At 66.1% G+C, this 17,284-nt stretch carries 17 protein-coding genes and 1 tRNA gene; 7 read left to right on the top strand and 11 right to left on the bottom strand.

The genetic code is table 11. The features are described 5' to 3' along the window. Window positions 1–47 precede the first annotated feature (47 nt). On the top strand, window positions 48–1,133 hold the full coding sequence (locus NA10_RS18305; protein ID WP_067569460.1) for a DUF8017 domain-containing protein: 1,086 nt from the start codon (window positions 48–50) through the stop codon (window positions 1,131–1,133). 87 nt (window positions 1,134–1,220) lie between these two features. Beyond that, window positions 1,221–1,294: transfer RNA gene (locus NA10_RS18300), tRNA-Pro, on the top strand. Here the strand turns inward: NA10_RS18300 and NA10_RS37575 are convergent. Together NA10_RS37575 and NA10_RS18290 are read right to left on the bottom strand one after the other, a co-directional pair. Further along, window positions 1,276–1,797 carry an MmyB family transcriptional regulator gene (locus tag NA10_RS37575; protein WP_169812602.1) on the bottom strand — a complete coding sequence of 174 codons (522 nt, stop codon included), beginning with the start codon at window positions 1,795–1,797 and terminating at the stop codon, window positions 1,276–1,278. The two genes, NA10_RS18300 and NA10_RS37575, sit on opposite strands and share 19 nt — an antisense overlap. Before the next feature lie 104 nt (window positions 1,798–1,901). Then, window positions 1,902–3,494: a succinic semialdehyde dehydrogenase gene (locus NA10_RS18290; RefSeq protein ID WP_067569454.1), complete on the bottom strand. Its 1,593-nt coding sequence runs from the start codon at window positions 3,492–3,494 to the stop codon at window positions 1,902–1,904. 125 nt (window positions 3,495–3,619) lie between these two features. Between NA10_RS18290 and NA10_RS18285 the strand changes: the two genes are divergently transcribed. Further along, window positions 3,620–4,441 carry a crotonase/enoyl-CoA hydratase family protein gene (locus tag NA10_RS18285; RefSeq protein ID WP_067569451.1) on the top strand — a complete coding sequence of 274 codons (822 nt, stop codon included), beginning with the start codon at window positions 3,620–3,622 and terminating at the stop codon, window positions 4,439–4,441. A gap of 33 nt (window positions 4,442–4,474) precedes the next feature. On the opposite strand, the gene NA10_RS18280 is transcribed toward NA10_RS18285, so the two are convergent. The 9 genes from NA10_RS18280 to NA10_RS18240 all read right to left on the bottom strand — a co-directional run bounded on the left by NA10_RS18280 (window position 4,475) and on the right by NA10_RS18240 (window position 13,639). Then, the gene (locus tag NA10_RS18280; RefSeq protein WP_067569448.1) at window positions 4,475–6,256 is read right to left on the bottom strand and encodes an ABC transporter ATP-binding protein; all 1,782 of its coding nucleotides are present in this window, start codon (window positions 6,254–6,256) and stop codon (window positions 4,475–4,477) included. A gap of 185 nt (window positions 6,257–6,441) precedes the next feature. After that, complete coding sequence (locus tag NA10_RS18275; RefSeq protein ID WP_067569445.1) at window positions 6,442–7,212, bottom strand: SDR family NAD(P)-dependent oxidoreductase; 771 nt, start codon at window positions 7,210–7,212, stop codon at window positions 6,442–6,444. Further along, the gene (locus NA10_RS18270; protein ID WP_067569442.1) at window positions 7,209–7,919 is read right to left on the bottom strand and encodes an acetoacetate decarboxylase family protein; all 711 of its coding nucleotides are present in this window, start codon (window positions 7,917–7,919) and stop codon (window positions 7,209–7,211) included. Before NA10_RS18270 ends, NA10_RS18275 begins: the two co-directional genes overlap by 4 nt. A gap of 96 nt (window positions 7,920–8,015) precedes the next feature. Next, window positions 8,016–9,623 carry an acyl-CoA synthetase gene (locus tag NA10_RS18265; RefSeq protein ID WP_067569439.1) on the bottom strand — a complete coding sequence of 536 codons (1,608 nt, stop codon included), beginning with the start codon at window positions 9,621–9,623 and terminating at the stop codon, window positions 8,016–8,018. A 13-nt stretch (window positions 9,624–9,636) separates the two neighbouring features. Continuing rightward, window positions 9,637–10,893, bottom strand: coding sequence for a hypothetical protein (locus NA10_RS18260; protein WP_067569436.1), 1,257 nt, complete (start codon window positions 10,891–10,893; stop codon window positions 9,637–9,639). Beyond that, a complete protein-coding gene (locus NA10_RS18255) occupies window positions 10,887–11,435 on the bottom strand; it encodes a nuclear transport factor 2 family protein (RefSeq protein WP_067569432.1) in 549 nt (182 codons plus the stop codon). Before NA10_RS18255 ends, NA10_RS18260 begins: the two co-directional genes overlap by 7 nt. Before the next feature lie 10 nt (window positions 11,436–11,445). Continuing rightward, window positions 11,446–11,637: a ferredoxin gene (locus tag NA10_RS18250; RefSeq protein ID WP_067569429.1), complete on the bottom strand. Its 192-nt coding sequence runs from the start codon at window positions 11,635–11,637 to the stop codon at window positions 11,446–11,448. 2 nt (window positions 11,638–11,639) lie between these two features. Beyond that, window positions 11,640–12,425 (bottom strand): SDR family oxidoreductase, encoded by a 786-nt coding sequence (locus NA10_RS18245; RefSeq protein ID WP_067569425.1) that lies wholly within the window; start codon window positions 12,423–12,425, stop codon window positions 11,640–11,642. Further along, window positions 12,425–13,639 carry a cytochrome P450 gene (locus tag NA10_RS18240; protein ID WP_174562525.1) on the bottom strand — a complete coding sequence of 405 codons (1,215 nt, stop codon included), beginning with the start codon at window positions 13,637–13,639 and terminating at the stop codon, window positions 12,425–12,427. Before NA10_RS18240 ends, NA10_RS18245 begins: the two co-directional genes overlap by 1 nt. Window positions 13,640–13,797: 158 nt before the next feature. Here NA10_RS18240 and NA10_RS18235 point away from each other — a divergent pair, with 158 nt between their 5' ends. From NA10_RS18235 to NA10_RS18220, 4 genes are read left to right on the top strand one after another with little or no spacing between them, the layout of a single operon-like run. Further along, window positions 13,798–15,258, top strand: coding sequence for an aldehyde dehydrogenase (locus NA10_RS18235; protein ID WP_067569544.1), 1,461 nt, complete (start codon window positions 13,798–13,800; stop codon window positions 15,256–15,258). An 11-nt stretch (window positions 15,259–15,269) separates the two neighbouring features. Then, the gene (locus NA10_RS18230; protein WP_067569541.1) at window positions 15,270–16,022 is read left to right on the top strand and encodes an SDR family oxidoreductase; all 753 of its coding nucleotides are present in this window, start codon (window positions 15,270–15,272) and stop codon (window positions 16,020–16,022) included. Beyond that, complete coding sequence (locus NA10_RS18225; protein ID WP_067569422.1) at window positions 16,019–16,894, top strand: NAD(P)-dependent oxidoreductase; 876 nt, start codon at window positions 16,019–16,021, stop codon at window positions 16,892–16,894. Before NA10_RS18230 ends, NA10_RS18225 begins: the two co-directional genes overlap by 4 nt. Window position 16,895: 1 nt before the next feature. Continuing rightward, window positions 16,896–17,255: a carboxymuconolactone decarboxylase family protein gene (locus NA10_RS18220; protein ID WP_067569419.1), complete on the top strand. Its 360-nt coding sequence runs from the start codon at window positions 16,896–16,898 to the stop codon at window positions 17,253–17,255. The last annotated feature ends 29 nt before the right edge of the window (window positions 17,256–17,284 follow it).

Genomic DNA, 17,284 nt, shown 5'->3' with positions numbered 1-17,284 from the left:
CGCCGCGATATACAACGCGGTATGTAGTCGTCAGTCAGGGGTGAGCCGTGGCCAGTGGTAATGAACCGAACGAGGATCCGACAACGCGGGGTCCGGATCCCGACTGGTGGCAGGGCGTGCCCAGTCAGGATTCGCCGTGGCAGTCGGCCCCGCAGCCGCAGCAGCCGCCGCCGAATTACGGTGTGGGTCAGTCGGACCCGACGATTCACCAGCAGTGGGGTCCGCCGCCGACGACACCGTTCACCGGCGGCCAGCCCTATCAGAGCGTGCCGAATCAGCCGTATCAGCAGTCCCCGTATCAGTCCGGCCCCGCGCCGTACCAGACAACGCCGCCGCCCGGTTACGGTCCGCCGCCGGGTTACGGAGCACCGCCGCCTTCGGGCGGCGGCAATCGCAAGGGCTGGTTGTTCGCGGGCATCGGCGTGCTGGTCCTGGCCATCATCGGCGTGGTGGTCACGGTCGTATTGGTGAACCGCGGTTCGAATGAGCCTTCGGCGCACTCGAATACGACCCCGTCGCTGATCAGCGCCCTCACCACCACCCCGTCGGGCGCTCAGCCCAGCACCTCCCCCAAGGCCACCACCTCGGCGAAGGCGACCACCCCGGCCGCGGTCATCCCGGGCTATCAGGTGGTGACGATCGCGGACAACGGTGCGGCATATGACATTCCGAAGGACTGGAAGCTGGATCGCACCGGCCAGACCAGTTTCAACGGCGGCGGTGATTCGGTGCCGATCGCGGGTCTGGCGCAGGACGGGCTCAACTACTGCCCGAACTACGTGCGCACCAACGTCTTTCTGAGTCAGTCCACCGAGACCGACCCGGCCAAGGCGGCCACCGATATCGCGACCCGGATGGCCAAGATCGGCTGGTCCACCTCCACCGGCTCCACCCCCGGCGCGACCGAGACCTTCGCCAACAGCGACGGTCAGCTCCAGGGCGTCTACCTGGAGACCAAGGGCAATGCCCCGCCGCCCTCGGCCGGCTGCGCCTCCACCTATTCGATCTACACCTTCGCCTTCCCCGGCGACAGCGGCGCGTTCGTCTTCACGATCGCCGCGGACACCGGTGTGGCCGGTTCGGTGGACCCCGGTCTGGCCAAGAAAATCCTCGCCAGCATCCGCCCGCTCTAACCCGCCGATTCCACCCATTTACCCCGTCTGACCACACGATTTAGCATCAGCGCCACCCATCGGCTAAGCTACTCCACGTTCACATCACGGGGTGTGGCGCAGCTTGGTAGCGCGCTTCGTTCGGGACGAAGAGGTCGCAGGTTCAAATCCTGTCACCCCGACGTGTTGGTTGAGACACAGAAAAGGCCCTGACTTCGGTCGGGGCCTTTTCGCTGTCCGGGCGCAGGCGGCGGTGGGTGTATTCGGCGACCAGGGTGCGCAGGGCGGGTCCGCGGGGGGTGGAGACGATCAGGCGGCGATCGGAGCCGTCCGGGGAAACCAGGGTGTCGTAATGCACCGTCAGATCTCCGGCCCGGGGGCGGTGCGGGCGTTCGCGGACGGTGTGGTCGTCCCACCAGGTGGCGAAATCGAGGCTGGCGGAACGTAGTTCGGCGATCAATCGGCGCAGGCCGGATCGTCGGGGTGGCGGGCCAGGTGCATGCGGAGGTTGCCGCCGGCTTCGCGGGCGACCACGGGCAAGTCGAGTTGCCCCTCGCGATCGGCCGGGTCCGGGAACACGATGCGGGGCGGTATTGCCGCCGGGGCCGAACTCCTCGCCGAAAAGTGCTGCGGCGGCGGCATTGCGGGCCAATATGTCGAATCGGAGTTCTCCGTAAGCGGTCATGTCGTCGGCATCGGCCAGGTCACCGCGACCGCACAGCGACCGATACGGATGATCCCCAGCCGTATTCGGCCGGGGATCATTGGGGTGCAACCGATTTCAGGGCATCAGCCCAGGTGCAGCTTCTTCATCAGGCGCAGGGTCATGAGGGTGCTCTTGAGCTGCTTCTCGTACGGCATGCCCGCGCGGGCGGCCAGGATCTGCTTCTTCTGCACGCCGACATTGATGGTGTCGGTGTACTTCAGGATGCCCGCCGCACCGTGCCGGGTGCCCACGCCGGAGCTCTTGACGCCGCCGGACGGGGTGCCCTTGGCGGCGTAGGTGGTGACGAAGCCGTCGTTGATATTGATGGCCCCGGCCTCGATCTTCTCGGCGATGCGACCGGCGCGGTGCAGGTCGCCCGCCCAGACGCTGGCATTGAGTCCGTAGTCGGTGTCGTTGGCGAGGCGGATGGCCTCCTCATCGGTGCCGAACTTGTAGATGGCCACGACCGGGCCGAAGGTCTCCTTGGTGGCGTGCTCCATATCCTTGGTGACGCCGGTGAGCACGGTGGGCTCGAAGAAGGCGGGGCCGATGTCCGGGCGCGGTTTGCCACCGGTCAGCACGGTCGCGCCCTTCTCGCGGGCCTCGTCGACGTGGGCGGCGACGCGCTTCATATGGTCGACCGAGACGAGTGAGCCGATTTCGGGGTCGAAGTCGTAGGTGGCCCCGGCCTTGGCGCCCAATTCCGCTGCGGCGGCGACGAATCGGCGCAGGAATTCGTCGTAGACACGCTCCTGGACGTAGATGCGCTCGATATGCATGCATGCCTGGCCGGTATTGCCGAAGACGGCGAAGATGGCGCTGGGGATGCATTCGTCGAGGTTCACATCGTCGAGCACGATCATCGGGTTCTTGCCGCCGAGTTCGAGCGAACAGCCGATGAGATTGCGCCCGGCCTGCTCACCGATGGTGCGGCCGGTATTGGTGGAACCGGTGAACATGACGAAGTCGACATTGTCGATGATCGTCGGGCCGACATCGGGGCCGCCGCCGCAGACCACCTGGACCAGTCCGCGCGGCAGGCCCGCCTTGTGCAGCAGTTCGATGCCGAACAGGGTGCACAGCGCGGTCTTGTTGTCCGGCTTGAGAATCAGGCCGTTGCCCGCCATGAGCGCCGGGGTGGAGTCGGACATGGAGATGGCGAAGGGGAAGTTCCAGGGCGCGATGACCGCGACGACGCCCTTGGGCCGGTGCTCCTCGGTGGAGGTGGTGATGACCGGCATGGGGCCACTGCGCTTCTTGGAGCGCAGCGTCTTCTCCGCGGTCTTGAGGTAGTGCGCGATGACCATCGGGGTGTCGCAGGCCTCTTCGATGGCCATGCGGCGAGCTTTACCGCAGCCGATCTGAATCAGGTCGGCAATGGTCTCGATCTCGGAGAGGATGAGTTCGTGGGCGCGTTCGAAAACCTCGAGCCGCTGCTTGAGCGGCCGCGCGGCCCATTCGACCTGGGCGGCGCGGGCGATCTCGACGGCCTTGACGACATCTTCGGGCGAGGACTGCGGCAGCAGGCCGACCACGTCACCGGTGTAGACCTCGATCATTTCGAAGGGCTCGCGGGCCTCGCCCGCCTTACCCGCGGTCACCATGCCGGTGAGCCGGTTGATCAAGGATTCCGTAACCCGGGGCGGCAGCTTGCTCTGCGTACTCATTGCACTCATGGCGTCTCTCCCATAACTAGCCGCCCGTGACGGCGGTCACCACGATCCAAACTAGAACACGTTATTGTTCAAGACAACGGCGCGGGGTAGTTTCGTCCCCGAATCTGCGGAAAGAAAGGTCGGCGATGACGACAGCCACTGCTGAAACAAGTAGCAATACCGAGCCCCATGCCCTCGTGGAGAAGCGTGGCGGCACGCTGATCGTCACCATGAACCGCCCCGATAAGAAGAACGCGCTCACGGGCGAGATGCTGGCCATCATGACCGAGGCGTGGGAGCGGGTGAACAGCGATCCGGACATTCGCACCTGCATTCTGACCGGCGCCGGCGGCGCCTTCTGCGCGGGCGCGGACCTCAAGGCCATGTCCAAGCGTAATCCCAGTGACGGCATGTCCGAGGGCAGCGCGTTCGATCCGACCCGGATGCCGGGCCTGCTCAAGGGTTTCCGCCTGACCAAGCCGCTCATCGCCGCGGTCGAGGGTCCGGCCATCGCCGGTGGTACCGAGATTCTGCAGGGCACCGATATCCGCATTGCCGGTGAGAGCGCCAAATTCGGTGTCTCCGAGGCGAAGTGGAGCCTGTTCCCGATGGGCGGTTCCGCGGTGCGGCTGCCGCGTCAGATCCCGTACACCGTCGCGGCCGAACTGCTGCTCACCGGTCGGCACATCACCGCCGCCGAGGCGCTGGGGTTCGGGCTGATCGGGCATGTGGTGCCGGACGGCACGGCGCTGAACAAGGCCCTCGAAATCGCCGAATTGATCAATGACAATGGCCCGCTTGCCGTTCAGGCGATCCTGAAGGTCATGCGCGATACCGAGGGCATGCACGAGGAAGAGGCTTTCAAGATCGACGCGAAGGTCGGCTTGCCGGTCTTCCGGAGCGAGGACGCCAAGGAGGGCCCGCGCGCCTTCGCCGAGAAGCGCAAGCCCAACTTCCAAGGTAAGTAAGCGGTGTGGGGGCGCACGCCCCCACACCGTCACCTACCGGGCGACCATTTCTTCGCCGAGGAATCCGCCCGATTGATGCCGCCACAGCTGCGCGTACGTTCCTTCCGCGCGCAGCAGCTGCTCATGGGTGCCCTCCTCGACGATCCGCCCGTGGTCGAGTACCACCAGCCGGTCCATTCCGGCGACGGTGCTCAGCCGGTGCGCGACCACCAGCGCCGTACGCCCCTCCATCAGCTCCCAGAGTGCCTGCTGCACAAGCTTTTCGCTCTCGGAATCGAGGGCGCTGGTGGCTTCGTCCAATAGCAGGATCGGCGCATCGCGCAGAATCGCGCGGGCGAGCGCCACCCGCTGGCGTTGTCCGCCCGACAGTTTCACCCCGCGCTCACCGAGCAGGGTCTCCATTCCCTGCGGCAGCGCGTCCGCGAATTCGGTGACATGCGCGGCCTCGGCGGCGCGCAGAATCTCCGCGTCGGTGGCATCGGGCCGGGCGAAGCGGATGTTCTCCCGCAGGGTGCGGTGGAACATGGCCGGATCCTGCGGCACATAGGCGAGCAGACTGCGCAGATCGCTCTGCTTCAGCTTCGAAATATCCTGTCCGCCAATGCGAATCGCACCGGCGTCGACATCCATCAGCCGGAGCAGCAATTGGGTGAGCGTGGTCTTCCCGCCGCCCGAGCGCCCGACCAGACCCAGTTTGGATCCGCTCGGCACATGCAGATCCAACCCGGTGAACAGTGGTGCGGCGCCCGCGTGGGTGAAGTGCACCCGCTCGAATCGCACATCGGATCCCTTGGGCCGCAGCGCTTGCGGCTCCGCCGCGTCCACGACGGTGGGCGAGGTCAACAGTAGTTCGGTGAACTGCGCCGCCTCGGTGAGCGTGCTCTCCAACCGCCGGTAGATCTGATTGAACCGGAACATGATCCCGGTGGCGTTCCAGTAGTACGTGAACGCCACCATGATCACGGTGACCGAGGCGTGCCCGCCGCTGAGCCCGAGCGCGATGAGCAGCCCGGCCACATTGGTGATCGCCACCAGCGGCGTCACCACGGTGTCGATGCGCAGATTGGCATAGTCCCAGGAGCGCAAGGACTTTCGGCGCTGGTCGACGACCCGTCGCCGATGTTCGGCCGCCTCCTGGCGTTCGGCGGCGAACGCGCGCACCACCTGCATATTGGCCAGGCTGTCGGCCACATGCCCGGAGACCAGGGCGATGGACGCCTCCCGCTCGTCCACCAGCGCCTGCCGTCGCTGGATGAGCGGTGTGATGATCAGCGCGGTCAACAGGATCAGCCCGATGAGCACGACCACCAGCATGGGGTCGTAGCGCCACAGCACCACCGCCGCGAAACCGAGCGGCAGCACGGCGGCGAAGATCTCGAAGGCGAAGGTGTCGACGAACTGTTCGAAGCGGCTGGCGAAGCTCAGCGACCGTTTGGTGAGCGATCCGGCGAAGTTGTTGTGGAAGAACGCCGCGTCCTTGGCCAGCAGTTCGTCCATGGCGATGACGTACAGACTCTCGATGCCGTAGGCGTCGAGTCGGTTCAGGCAGTGGATTCCGATGCGCCACAGCACTTCCGAGAGCATGATCACGCCCGCGAAGGCCGCGACCAAGGGGCCGAGGGTGGATATCCCGGAGTCACCGCTGGCGGCGACCCGCCCGATGAGGACCGCGACCAGCAGTGGTGCGATGTAGTTCTGGCAGATGGTGCCGAGCGCGGGCCCCAGCATGCCGCCCAGCGTCCACAGCTTGCGCCGAGCCAATTCCCGTCCGTAGTAACGCAGTACGAGCTTCAACGCGGGTGCGCGTGAACTCATCCGTCCCCTCTCTCGAATGGTGTCCGAGCAGAAGGGTTCATTTTCTCGCGCGTGCGAGATCCGGGCCAGCGATTATTCGCCGGCCGATAGCCGGCGGAGGGCCGGTGCTGGGCGATCGCAGAGCCCCGATCGCCCAGCACCGATGCGGTCACCGGTCGGAGCACGAGCCGGTTTCCGCGCGACGGTCAATCCGTCGGCTTGACCATGCGGCGCACGATCCGGCGCGAGAGGCCGGGCAGCAAACGCCGCATGAGGTAGGTGGGATAGGCCTGGCCGGGGAAGACGAACAGCGGATTGGCCGGCTTGGACAGCGCCTTCTCGAGCGCGTCGATCACACCTTCGGGACTCATACCGCCCGAACCGCCGAGCACGGATTCGTTCTCCGCGCGGACCTTGTCCAGGAAGGCGGTCTCGACCATGGGTGGGCAGAGTCCGAGCAGTCGCACCCCGCTGTCCTGGAGTTCGTAGGCCAGGCTGTCGATGAATCCGATGACCGCGAACTTGGACGCGGAGTATCCGGCCATCCCCGGTGAGGGCAACCAGCCCGCGACCGAAGCGAAGAGTACGACGGTGCCCGTGCCCGCCTGTTTCATGGCCGGTATGACGGCCTGACACAGATTGACGGTGCCGAAGTAATTGACATCCATCATCTTCTTTATCTGCGCCACATCATGATTCAGCGCGGAGGCGTGCACGTGGCACATACCGGCGGCGTGCACGAGCCGGTCGATGGCGCCGAGTTCACCGCGTACCTTGTCCACCACCGCGCGCACCTGTTCCTGATCGGAGACATCACAGGTGTAGGTGGTCATATTGGGTGAGCGCTGCGCGGTTTCGGCGAGCCCGACCGGGTTCAGGTCGACCGCGGCGACCTTCCATCCGGCGGCGGCCAGCCGCAAGGCGACGATCCGCCCCATACCGCTGGCGGCTCCGGTGACGAGTGCGGTCCGGGTCATCGTGCCTCCCTGGTCGGCCAGACGCTCGTGGCGTCTTCGAAAGTCATTGCCAGCGAACCGATCCGGCTGGCGAACAGCGCGCGCCGGGGCAGGCCGAGCGCACGCAGTTGCCGCGAGACGGGGTGGTCGCCGAGTTCCACGCGCACCCCGCCGGGCATACCGCGCACCCGGCTCGGGTTCATCACCCACGGGGTGCGCCGGAGCACTCCGTTCTTCCAGGTGTACGCGTCGATGGAGGCACCGCCCGCACCACCCGGCATGGGCACGCCGTCCAGTACGCGCAGGGCGATGACGAGTTGCCCGTCCACCCGCACCTCGCAGCGCTGGCCGCCGCGCACCGGCGTGATGTCGATATCGGCCATCAGCTTGGGAAATCCCCAAATCGATTGTCCGGCTTCGAGAGTGAAACTCTGATTCACCGGCAGCCAGTGGATGTAGGCCCCGGTGCCGTCCTTGCGCCCCGGCTGCTTGGCCATGAGCGAGAAGGCGAATTCGTGGTACGGCCCGAGATCGCCGTCGACGTAGCGCACGAAGGCGAGCGAGAGAATCGCCAGGCCGAGAACAGTGACCGGTTCCAGCCCCGCCGGTGCGAGCAGTTCGCGCGCGGCGGCGGTATCCGCGAAGAAGAGCGCGGAGCTGGCATCGGCATGCCTGATCTCGACCGGCATCCGGACCTGTTCACCGAGTACGGTGTGCACCTCTGCCATCTCTGAATTAGAACAGGTTCCTATGCTGTTCGCCATTGATTCAGCCGAGTTATCCCGAAGAATGGACCGTGACTTGGCATTGCTTTCCATAACCGGTTACTGCACCTCGTGATCCGGTAGGGCGGATTCCGCGTACGACTTCGCCCAGCGATAGTCCGGCTTACCGCTGGGCGTGCGCACGACGGTCTCCGTGACCCAGATCCGGCGCGGCAGTTTGTATCCCGCGAGATGGGTCCGGACATGGCGTTCGAGATCGGCGAAGTCCACGCCGTCCGCGCTCGACACCACCGCGCCGACCAACTGCCCCCAGCGCTCGTGCGCGATCCCGATGACCACCGCGTCGTACACGCTCGCATGCGCCTTGACCACGGCCTCGACCTCTTCGGGGAAGACCTTCTCGCCGCCGGTGTTGATCACCATATTCCCGCGACCGATGAGCGTGATGGCCCCGTCCGCCTCGACCCGCGCCCGATCATCGGTGATGACCATGCGCCGCCCGTCCACGGTGCGGAACAGCTTGTCGGTCTTGACCGGATCCTTGTAGTAGCCGATCGGCACATTGCCGGTCTTGGCCAGCCACCCCTGCGAGCCCGGCGCGACCGGATGTCCGTCCTCGTCGACCACCACCGCCCCGCGCCCGGTGTTGACCCGCGGCCCGCGCCCCGGATCGTCGTCCTTCTGCGCGAAACCTATTCCGCCGAAACCGGTTTCGGAGGAGCCGATGGATTCGCTGACCAGCGTGCTCGGGAACAGTTCCAGCAGTTCGTTCTTCACCGGCTGGGTGAGCTGCGCCGCGCCGGAGCCGATGGAGAAGACCGAGGAGGCGTCCACGGGTGCGGCCCGATAGGCGTCGATGAGCGGGCGGGCAATGGCATCACCGGTGATGACCAGGATATTCGGCTGTTCGCGCGCCACGACCTGCCAGATGCGCGCGGGATCGAAGCGGGGTTCGAACAGCACGGTATTGCCCGACCACAGCGCGGTGAAGGTCGGCATCATGGCGGCGGCATGGATCAGCGGCGGCAGCACGAACCAGCGCATCGGTTTTTCCTGGGCCGCGCCCGCCCGCGATTGCTGGTACTCGTCGGCCACCGGTTCCCCGGTGTAGAAGTCGATACCGCCGCCGAGCACCCGCCACATGTCCTCCTGCCGCCACATGACGCCCTTGGGCAGTCCGGTGGTGCCGCCGGTGTACATGATGAAGAGATCGTCGGCGCTGCGCTCGGCGAAATCCCTTTCGGGCGAACCATTCTCGAGTGCCGACTCATAGGGCATGGACTGGGTCGCCAGACCCTGACCGCCCTGATCGTCCTCCACCACCAGGCTGTGCCGCAGCTTGGGCAGCTGCCCCCGCACCGCCTCCAGCAGTGGCGAGTAGCAGCGATGATGCACGACCATCTCGAGGTCGGCGTTGTCGTAGACGTACCGCAGTTCCTCGGCCCGATACCGGAAGTTGATATTGACCGGCACCGCCCGAATCTTGAAGCAGCCCAGCAGGGTTTCCAGGGTTTCGATGCTGTTGTGCATATGGAAACCGATATGGGTGCCCGGTCCGGCCCCGGCAGCGGCGAGGTGGTGCGCGAGCCGATTGGCCCGCTCGTCGAGTTCGGCGAAGGTGCGCCGCCGCGCGCCCTCGATGACGGCGAGGCGGTCGGGTACCGCGTCCGCCGCGTGTTCGTAGAGGTCGGCGAAGTTACAGGCCATGGACTTTCGCTTTCTACAGGACGGTGAGAGGGAGGGGAATGCCCCGGTCGGCGAAGGTGAACGCGGCCCCGGTACTGAATCGGGTGATGGCGACCTCGCCGAATTCCCGGAAAGGCACGGCGGCCAAGCCGAATTCGAGGATCAGTTCGTCGGCGGTCGCGGATCGCACGCCCGCCTCGAATCGGGGATTGACCCCGCGTGCAAGGGAATTCAATGCCTCGAGATGCTCGGCATCCACCAGTGCGGCCCAGGCGCCGTCGGCCACCGCACCGCAGGCCCGGCCGAGCCGCAATTCCACGATCTGCTCGCCGCCGGAAACCGAGCATCCGATCTCAGCGTCCACATAGGCCGAGGGATTCAAGGCCGGATGCAGGCGCAGCACCTCGGCCAGTGCGGCGGTGTCGTCCCCGAGTCCCAGGGCGGAGCGCAGCCGCTCCGAGGTCAATCCCGCGATACCGGTGAACTGCTTGCGCGTGATATCCAGCGCCACAGCCGAATCCGAGCGCTCGGCGACGGCCCGCCGGAACGCGAGCGTCAACAGGTGCTGCTGGAGACACACTTCCTCGGCGATCCGAATCAGCGCCGACCGCGAGAAGTCCCCGAAGCGCAGATCGTTCAACAGCGGCCCCGAATAGTCCGACTGTCCCTCGTCTTCGGTGTCGATGGCCGCCAATTCCACCGTGGCCGCACGGGTTCCGGCCAACGCCAGCGCATCGGGTTCGGGCGGGGTAGGCTCCAGCGATCGATCGATGGTCACGGTCCACGCGCACACCGGCGTCCGATCCGCGGGCACCCGCGGTGGCCGATGGATCGGCCGCACGCGCGCATGGGGATTGGTGGCCAGCGCCGAGGCGTCGAAGGTGGGGTCTTCGATGTGGTGGCACATGCCGACCACGTATTCCTCCCCCATCGGCTCCACATCGGCGAGCGCGCCGCAATGGTCGAGGTGGAATTCGCCGTGGTCGTGATCGCGGACCCGGTACCGGAAGTCCATGAACTGCGGTGGCGCGCCGATATCGAGCTGGAAGCCCTTGAAGATGGCGTCCACCCCGTCCCCGGTGACACCCAGCGCCGCACGCATGCGCCGGGTGTACAGCGGACTGGCCCAACGCCATTCGTCGATGGCGACGCCGGTCATCCCCTCGCGCCCGAATGCCCCGATGGCATGCGCCATGCCGGAGCGGTCGATGAGATGTCCGCACAGCAGCAGTTCGGGTACCAGGATCGCGAGTTCGGAGCGGGACAGCGAAGCGTATCGACTGTTCACCACAGCGGAGCCGGTCCCTGCCCGACCGGGTACCAGCCCTTCAGCGGTTCCCCCGACACCGAACGTTCGATGCGCTTGCGCATGCCGTCCGACAGCACCCCGTTGGAGATCATCTCCACGAAAAGCGCTGTGACATTGCCGAAGTCGAAGAAGTCCCGCTGCCACGACCACTGCCCGCCGCCCGCGTACCGGAACCAGCTGCCGCCGATGCCCTCGGGGCTGTACGGCCGCCCGTCGGCGCGGGTCTTCTCATTGATCTGTTTCCAGAAGCCGATGACGCTGCCGCTGCGTTCGTCGACCACGAATTCCTGGTACGGATAGGTCCAGCCCTCGAGCCCGAACATCTCCTGTCCGAGCGCGATATCGCGGATCTCGTCGCGGCCCACGGCCATGAATTCCTGGGTGGGTCCGTAGTTCCAGCCGTAGGTGGCATCGGGGGTGTAGAAGTCGGCCAGGGGTTTCCAGTCACCGAGCGCCTCGCAGCGCTGGTTCTCCTGCACCCATCGGGCGATCATGTCGTCGAGTTCGTCGCGGGACCAGGCCATGGGGTTTCCTTCAATCTTCACGGAGCGAAAGCGCCTGGGTGGGGCAGTAGCGGACGGCCTCGCGGGCCGCCGCCAGCTCGTCGCCGGGGTCGGCGCGGAGTATCTCGACCTGTCCCTGTTTGGGTACGTGGAACAGTGCGGGGGCTTCGTCCTGGCAGACGGCATGCCCCTGGCAGAGGTCGAGGTCGACAACGAGCCGCATGATTACTCTCCCGTTGTGGTCAGGGGTGCTTCGGGCTGGACTTCGACCAGCACCAGATGCGCACCGCGCGCAGTGCCGACCACGGCGACGATGGCCGCGGCGATATCGGATGCCTTGAGGAAGTAGGGGTGCCGGGCGAATCCCCATTTCACCCAGTCCTGCAGCATGGGGCCGACGACCTCGGGCGCGGCGGTCATCCCCATACCGGTGAGGGTCTGGCCCGGTCGCACGATGGAGGCCCGCACACCGGTGCCCTCCAACTCCATACGGAGTTGGCGCGCAAAGGCTTCCACGCCCATTTTGGCGGCGTTGTACGCCCCGACCCCGGGCCGCGCCCGGTCGGCGCAGTCCGATCCGATCACCACGAAATCGCCGCGGCGTCGTTCGATCATGCCGGGAATGACCCGGTGCGCGAGCCGCTGCGCGCCGACCAGGTGCACCCGGGTCTGCGATTCGAACAGCTCCGGATCCATCTCCCAGCCCTTGGCGAACTCCAGGTCACCGGCCCCGGAGACCACGATTTCCAGTGGCCCGAGCGCCTTTTCGGCCGCGATCACGAATTCGTCGACCGAGGCGGTATCGGAGACATCGAGTCGGTGCGCGAATGCCTCACCGCCGTCGGCGCGGATCTTCTCGGCGAGGGTTTCGCAGATCTCCAGCCGGCGTGCGCCCAGCGCCACCGGATATCCCAGCTCCGCCAGCGCGACGGCGGTGGCGGCCCCGATGCCCGAGGAGGCCCCGGCGATCAGCACCGGTCGCCGCTCCGGATGTGGTGCGAATCGTGGCATTACCGAACCTCCACTGTCACAGGCAATTTCGCGAAGCCGCGGACATTCACCGAATGCACGCGCTCACCCCCCGCCTCCAGGTTGTACGACCGCACGCGATCGGTGAACTCGCGCAGGACGATTCCGGCCTCCAGCCGCGCCAGGTGCGCGCCGAGACAGAAGTGCACCCCTTTTCCGAAGCTGACCAGCCCGCCCTTGTCACCGCGCTCGATGTCGTAGCGGTCCGGATCATGGAAGACGCCGTCATCGCGATTGGCGGAGCCGATGAGCAGCAATACCTTCGAGCCCCGCGGAATCGTCTGCCCGTAGTACTCCAGGTCGACCGCGGCGGTGCGCGCCAGAATCTGAGTGGAGGCGTCGTAGCGCAGCGTCTCCTCCACCCAGTCCCCGACCAGATCGGGATGGTCGGCGACCTTGGCGTACTGCTCCGCATTCACCCCGGCCCAGTGCAGCGCGTTGCCGAGCAGTTTGGTGGTGGTCTCATTCCCGGCGACCACCATGAGGAACATGAAGCCGATGACCTCGGCATCGGTGAGCCGATCACCGTCGGCCTCGGCATCGAGCAGCGCGGAGGTCAGATCGTCGGTGCGGCGTGTGTGCCGGGCGGCGACCATCTCGTTGTAGTAGCCGAAGAGCTGTACCGCCGCCTCCATGGCCGATACCGGCACATCGAGCACACCCTCTTCGCGGTGCAGCAGCAGATCCGCGAGTCTGCGCAGTTCGGCGCGATCGGCCTGGGGTACGCCGAGCAGTTCGGAGATGACATCCATGGGCAGTTTGCCCGCGACATCGTCGATCCAGTCGAAACTGCCCGCGGCCAGCGCGGGTTCGAGGTGTTGCAGGGTGATCTCGCGAATCCGGTCGCTCATCTCGGTGACCCGGCGCGGGGTGAAGCCCTGGTACACGAGTTTGCGCAACCGCAGGTGGCGCGGATCATCCATGGCCAGGAAGGACATGGTGTTGTGCGCGTGCGGACCCCAGGCGGCCGGGTCCAGCGAAACCCCGTTGGCGCTGGAGAGATTCACATTGTCGCGGAATCCGGCGGCGACATCGGTATGCCGGGACAACGCCCAGAAATCCAGTCCGGGGTGATGGTAGAGGGGGGCTTCGGCGCGCAGCCGCTGATAGACCGGGTACGGATCCTCGTGGATGGCGTAGTCGTACGGGTCGAACAGCAGGGGCTCCAGCGGCACTGCGGACAACTGACTGGACATGTGTCTGCACGGTACTAGCGCAACGGCGAACTGACAACGAATTCGGAAATTCGCCATGGGAAAGAGTCTCCCAAACTGAAACATGTTCTTGCGCGTTTCCGAGCTACGAACCTATAGTCCGTACACGTGTCCAGACACTATGGGAGCTACCGTTGAGCCTGAGCAATCTCATCCCGGACAGCGGTTCCCAACTGCTGATCGGCGGAAAACTCGTCCCCGGACAGGGCAACCTGTTCGGCAACATCAACCCCGCCACCGGCGAGCAAATCGGCTATGCCGCCAATGCCGGCCCCGCGGATATGGATGCCGCCATCACCGCCGCCCGCACCGCCTTCGACGCCACCGATTGGTCCCGGGACGCGGGCTTTCGCGCCGCCTGCCTGCGACAACTCCGCGATGCCCTGCGCGGGCACATCGAGGAGCTGCGCGAGATCACCATCGCCGAGGTGGGCGCGCCCCGCATGCTGACCGCCGGGCCCCAACTCGAGGGCCCCATCGGCGATCTCGGCTATTTCGCCGATCTGGCCGAAAACTATTCCTGGGAAACCGATCTCGGCATCGCGTCGCCGATGGGGATCAAGAGCAGCCGACGCCTGCGCCGCGAACCCATCGGAGTGGTCGGCGCGATCACGCCGTGGAACTTCCCGCACCAGATCAATTTCGCCAAGATCAGCCCGGCCCTGGCCGCCGGGACGACGGTGGTCCTCAAGCCCGCCCCGGATACCCCGTGGTGTGCGGCGGCGGTGGGCCGAATCATTGCCGAGGAGACCGATATTCCGGCCGGTGTGGTCAATATCGTCACCTCCGACGATCATGGATTGGGCGCGCAGCTGGTCGCCGATCCGCGGGTGGACATGATCTCGTTCACCGGGTCGACGCGGACCGGTCGCACCGTCATGGCCGCCGCCGCGCAGTCACTAAAGAAGGTGTTCCTGGAACTCGGCGGGAAGTCGGCGTTCATCGTGCTCGATGACGCGGATCTGAAAGCGGCGGTGAGCTACGCGGCCTTCGGCGTCACCGTGCACGCGGGGCAGGGCTGCGCGATCAGCACCCGGCTGCTGGTACCGCGCGAGCATTATGACGAGGCAGCCGACATCGCCGCACGGACCCTGGCCGGGATCCGGCCCGGCAACCCGGATAGGCCCGGAACTGTCTGCGGCCCACTGATTTCCGAACAACAGCGGGCGCGGGTCGAACGCTATCTCGACAGCGCGCGCGCCGAGGGTGGCACCGTCACCGGCGGTAACCGTCCCGACCTGCCCGGGTACTTCATCGAACCGACTCTCGTTGCGGGCCTGCCGAATTCGGCGACGGTCGCCCAGGAGGAGATCTTCGGGCCGGTGCTGACGCTCATCGCGCACGACGGCGACGACGATGCGATCCGGCTGGCCAACGACTCCCCCTACGGCCTGTCCGGCTCGGTCTGGGGCACCGATCCCGCACGTCTTCGCACGGTCGTCAACGGCGTGCGCACCGGCACCCTGAGCGTGAACGGCGGCGTCTGGTACTCCGCCGACGCGCCCTTCGGCGGATACAAGCAATCCGGTATCGGACGGGAAATGGGCATTGCCGGATTCGAGGAGTACCTCGAAACCAAACTCATCGCGACCGGTTGCTGAAGGAGCACGTCATGGCCCGTTTCACCGATAAGACCGTCATAGTCACCGGAGCCGCGCAGGGTATCGGGGAGACCTATGCCCAGGCGTTGGCCGCCGAGGGCGCGAAAGTCGTTGTCGCCGATCTGAACAGCGAGCGCGGCGCGGCCGTGGCCAAACAGATCAGCGCGGACGGCGGTATCGCGGTCTTCCGCGCGGTCGACGTCTCCGATCCCGAATCCGCCGCCGCGGTAGCGGAATTCACGGTCGGCGAGTTCGGGCGCATCGACCATCTGGTCAACAATGCCGCCATCTACGGGGGTATGAAACTGGATCTGCTGCTCACCGTGCCGTGGGACTACTACAAGAAGTTCATGAGCGTGAATCTGGACGGTGCGCTGAATATGACGCGCGCGGTGTGGAAGCCGATGAGCAAGCACGGCGGCGGGTCGATCGTGAATCAATCCTCCACCGCCGCATGGCAGTACTCCGGTTTCTACGGCCTGGCCAAGGCCGGGATCAACAGCCTCACCCAGCAGTTGGCGCATGAGCTGGGCGGGTCGAATATTCGGATCAACGCCATCGCGCCCGGACCGATAGACACCGAGGCCACGCGGACCATCGTGCCGGACAAGTATGTCGACGACTTGGTGAAGACGGCGGCCATCAAACGCCTGGGCACCCCGGAGGATCTGGTCGGCGCCTGCCTGTATCTGCTGTCGGACGAGGCGAAGTGGGTCACCGGGCATGTGCTGAATGTCGATGGCGGACAGGTGTTCCGAGCATGAGCGATATGTCGATCGGCTTCATCGGCCTGGGCAATATGGGTGCGCCCATGGCCAAGCGGCTACTGGAATGGCCCGGCGGACTGGTGGTCTGCGATATGCGACCGGATGCGCTGACACCCTTCACCGATCACGGTGCGCGGGCGGCGGCCACGGCGGCACAGGTCGCGGAACGGTCCGGAGTGATCTCGGTGGCCGTCCTGGACGACGCGCAGGTGCGCACGGTGGTCACCGGCCCGGACGGTATTCTGCGGACGGCGAAGCCCGGCACGGTGGTCGCGGTGCATTCGACCATCGCCGATTCCACCGCGGTCGAGTTGGCGGCCGAATGTGCCGAGTACGGTGTGGAATTCGTGGACGCGCCGATCAGCGGCGGCGCCCCGGCGGCGCACAAGGGCGCACTGGCGGTCATGGTCGGCGGCAGCGAGGCCGCCTTCGCCACCGTGCGCGCCCCGTTCTCCAGTTTCGCCTCGCTCATCGTGCACGCGGGCGAGGTCGGGGCGGGCACCCGAATGAAGCTGGCGCGCAATCTGCTGCATTTCATCGCCTTCACCGCCGCCGCGGAATCGCAGCGGCTGGCCGAAGCGGCCGGGTTGGACATCACCGAACTCGGCAAGGTGGTCCGGCACTCCGACTCGCATACCGGTGGTCCCGGGGCGATCATGTTGCGGGACACCACCTCCCCGGTGGCCGAGGGCGATTTCTGGCTGCCGATTCTCACCCATGTCCGCGATCTCGGCGAGAAGGACCTCTCGCTAGCCCTGGACCTGGGCCGTCGGCTCGGCGTCGATCTGCCGCTGGCCGATCAGGCGCTCGGCGCGCTCGGGGACGGGCTCGGGGTCGGACGCGGACCGATAGCGAAGGAGCAGTGGTGATATGACCGATGAACGCCGACAGCGCGGACTGAAGAAGATGAGCGAGGTGTACGGCTGGGAGTTCCAGGACGGCCCGGGTACGCATTTCGCCGTCACCGCCGATCATCTGTTCGCCGATATCTGGTCGCGGCCAGGACTTTCCATTCGCGATCGCCGAATGTTGTTGCTGGGTGCGCTGACCGCGCAGGGCCTGTTCGATATCGCCGAGATCCAGATCGGCGCGGCCCTGCGCAATGAGGAGTTGGACGAGGAGCAGTTGCACGAGATCGCGCTGTTCCTGTGTCACTACGTGGGCTGGCCCGCGGGCACCACGCTGGACGGCATTGTGGGTAAAGCCGTCAAGCAGCACAAGAAGAAGTAATCCCCTCCACCAGTTAGGAATTCGAAGAC

Source organism: Nocardia acidivorans NBRC 108247, assembly GCF_001625085.1.
Classification (GTDB): domain Bacteria; phylum Actinomycetota; class Actinomycetes; order Mycobacteriales; family Mycobacteriaceae; genus Nocardia; species Nocardia acidivorans.
Note: the sequence above shows the minus strand (reverse complement) of the source record. Positions and strands in the feature narration are given on the sequence as shown.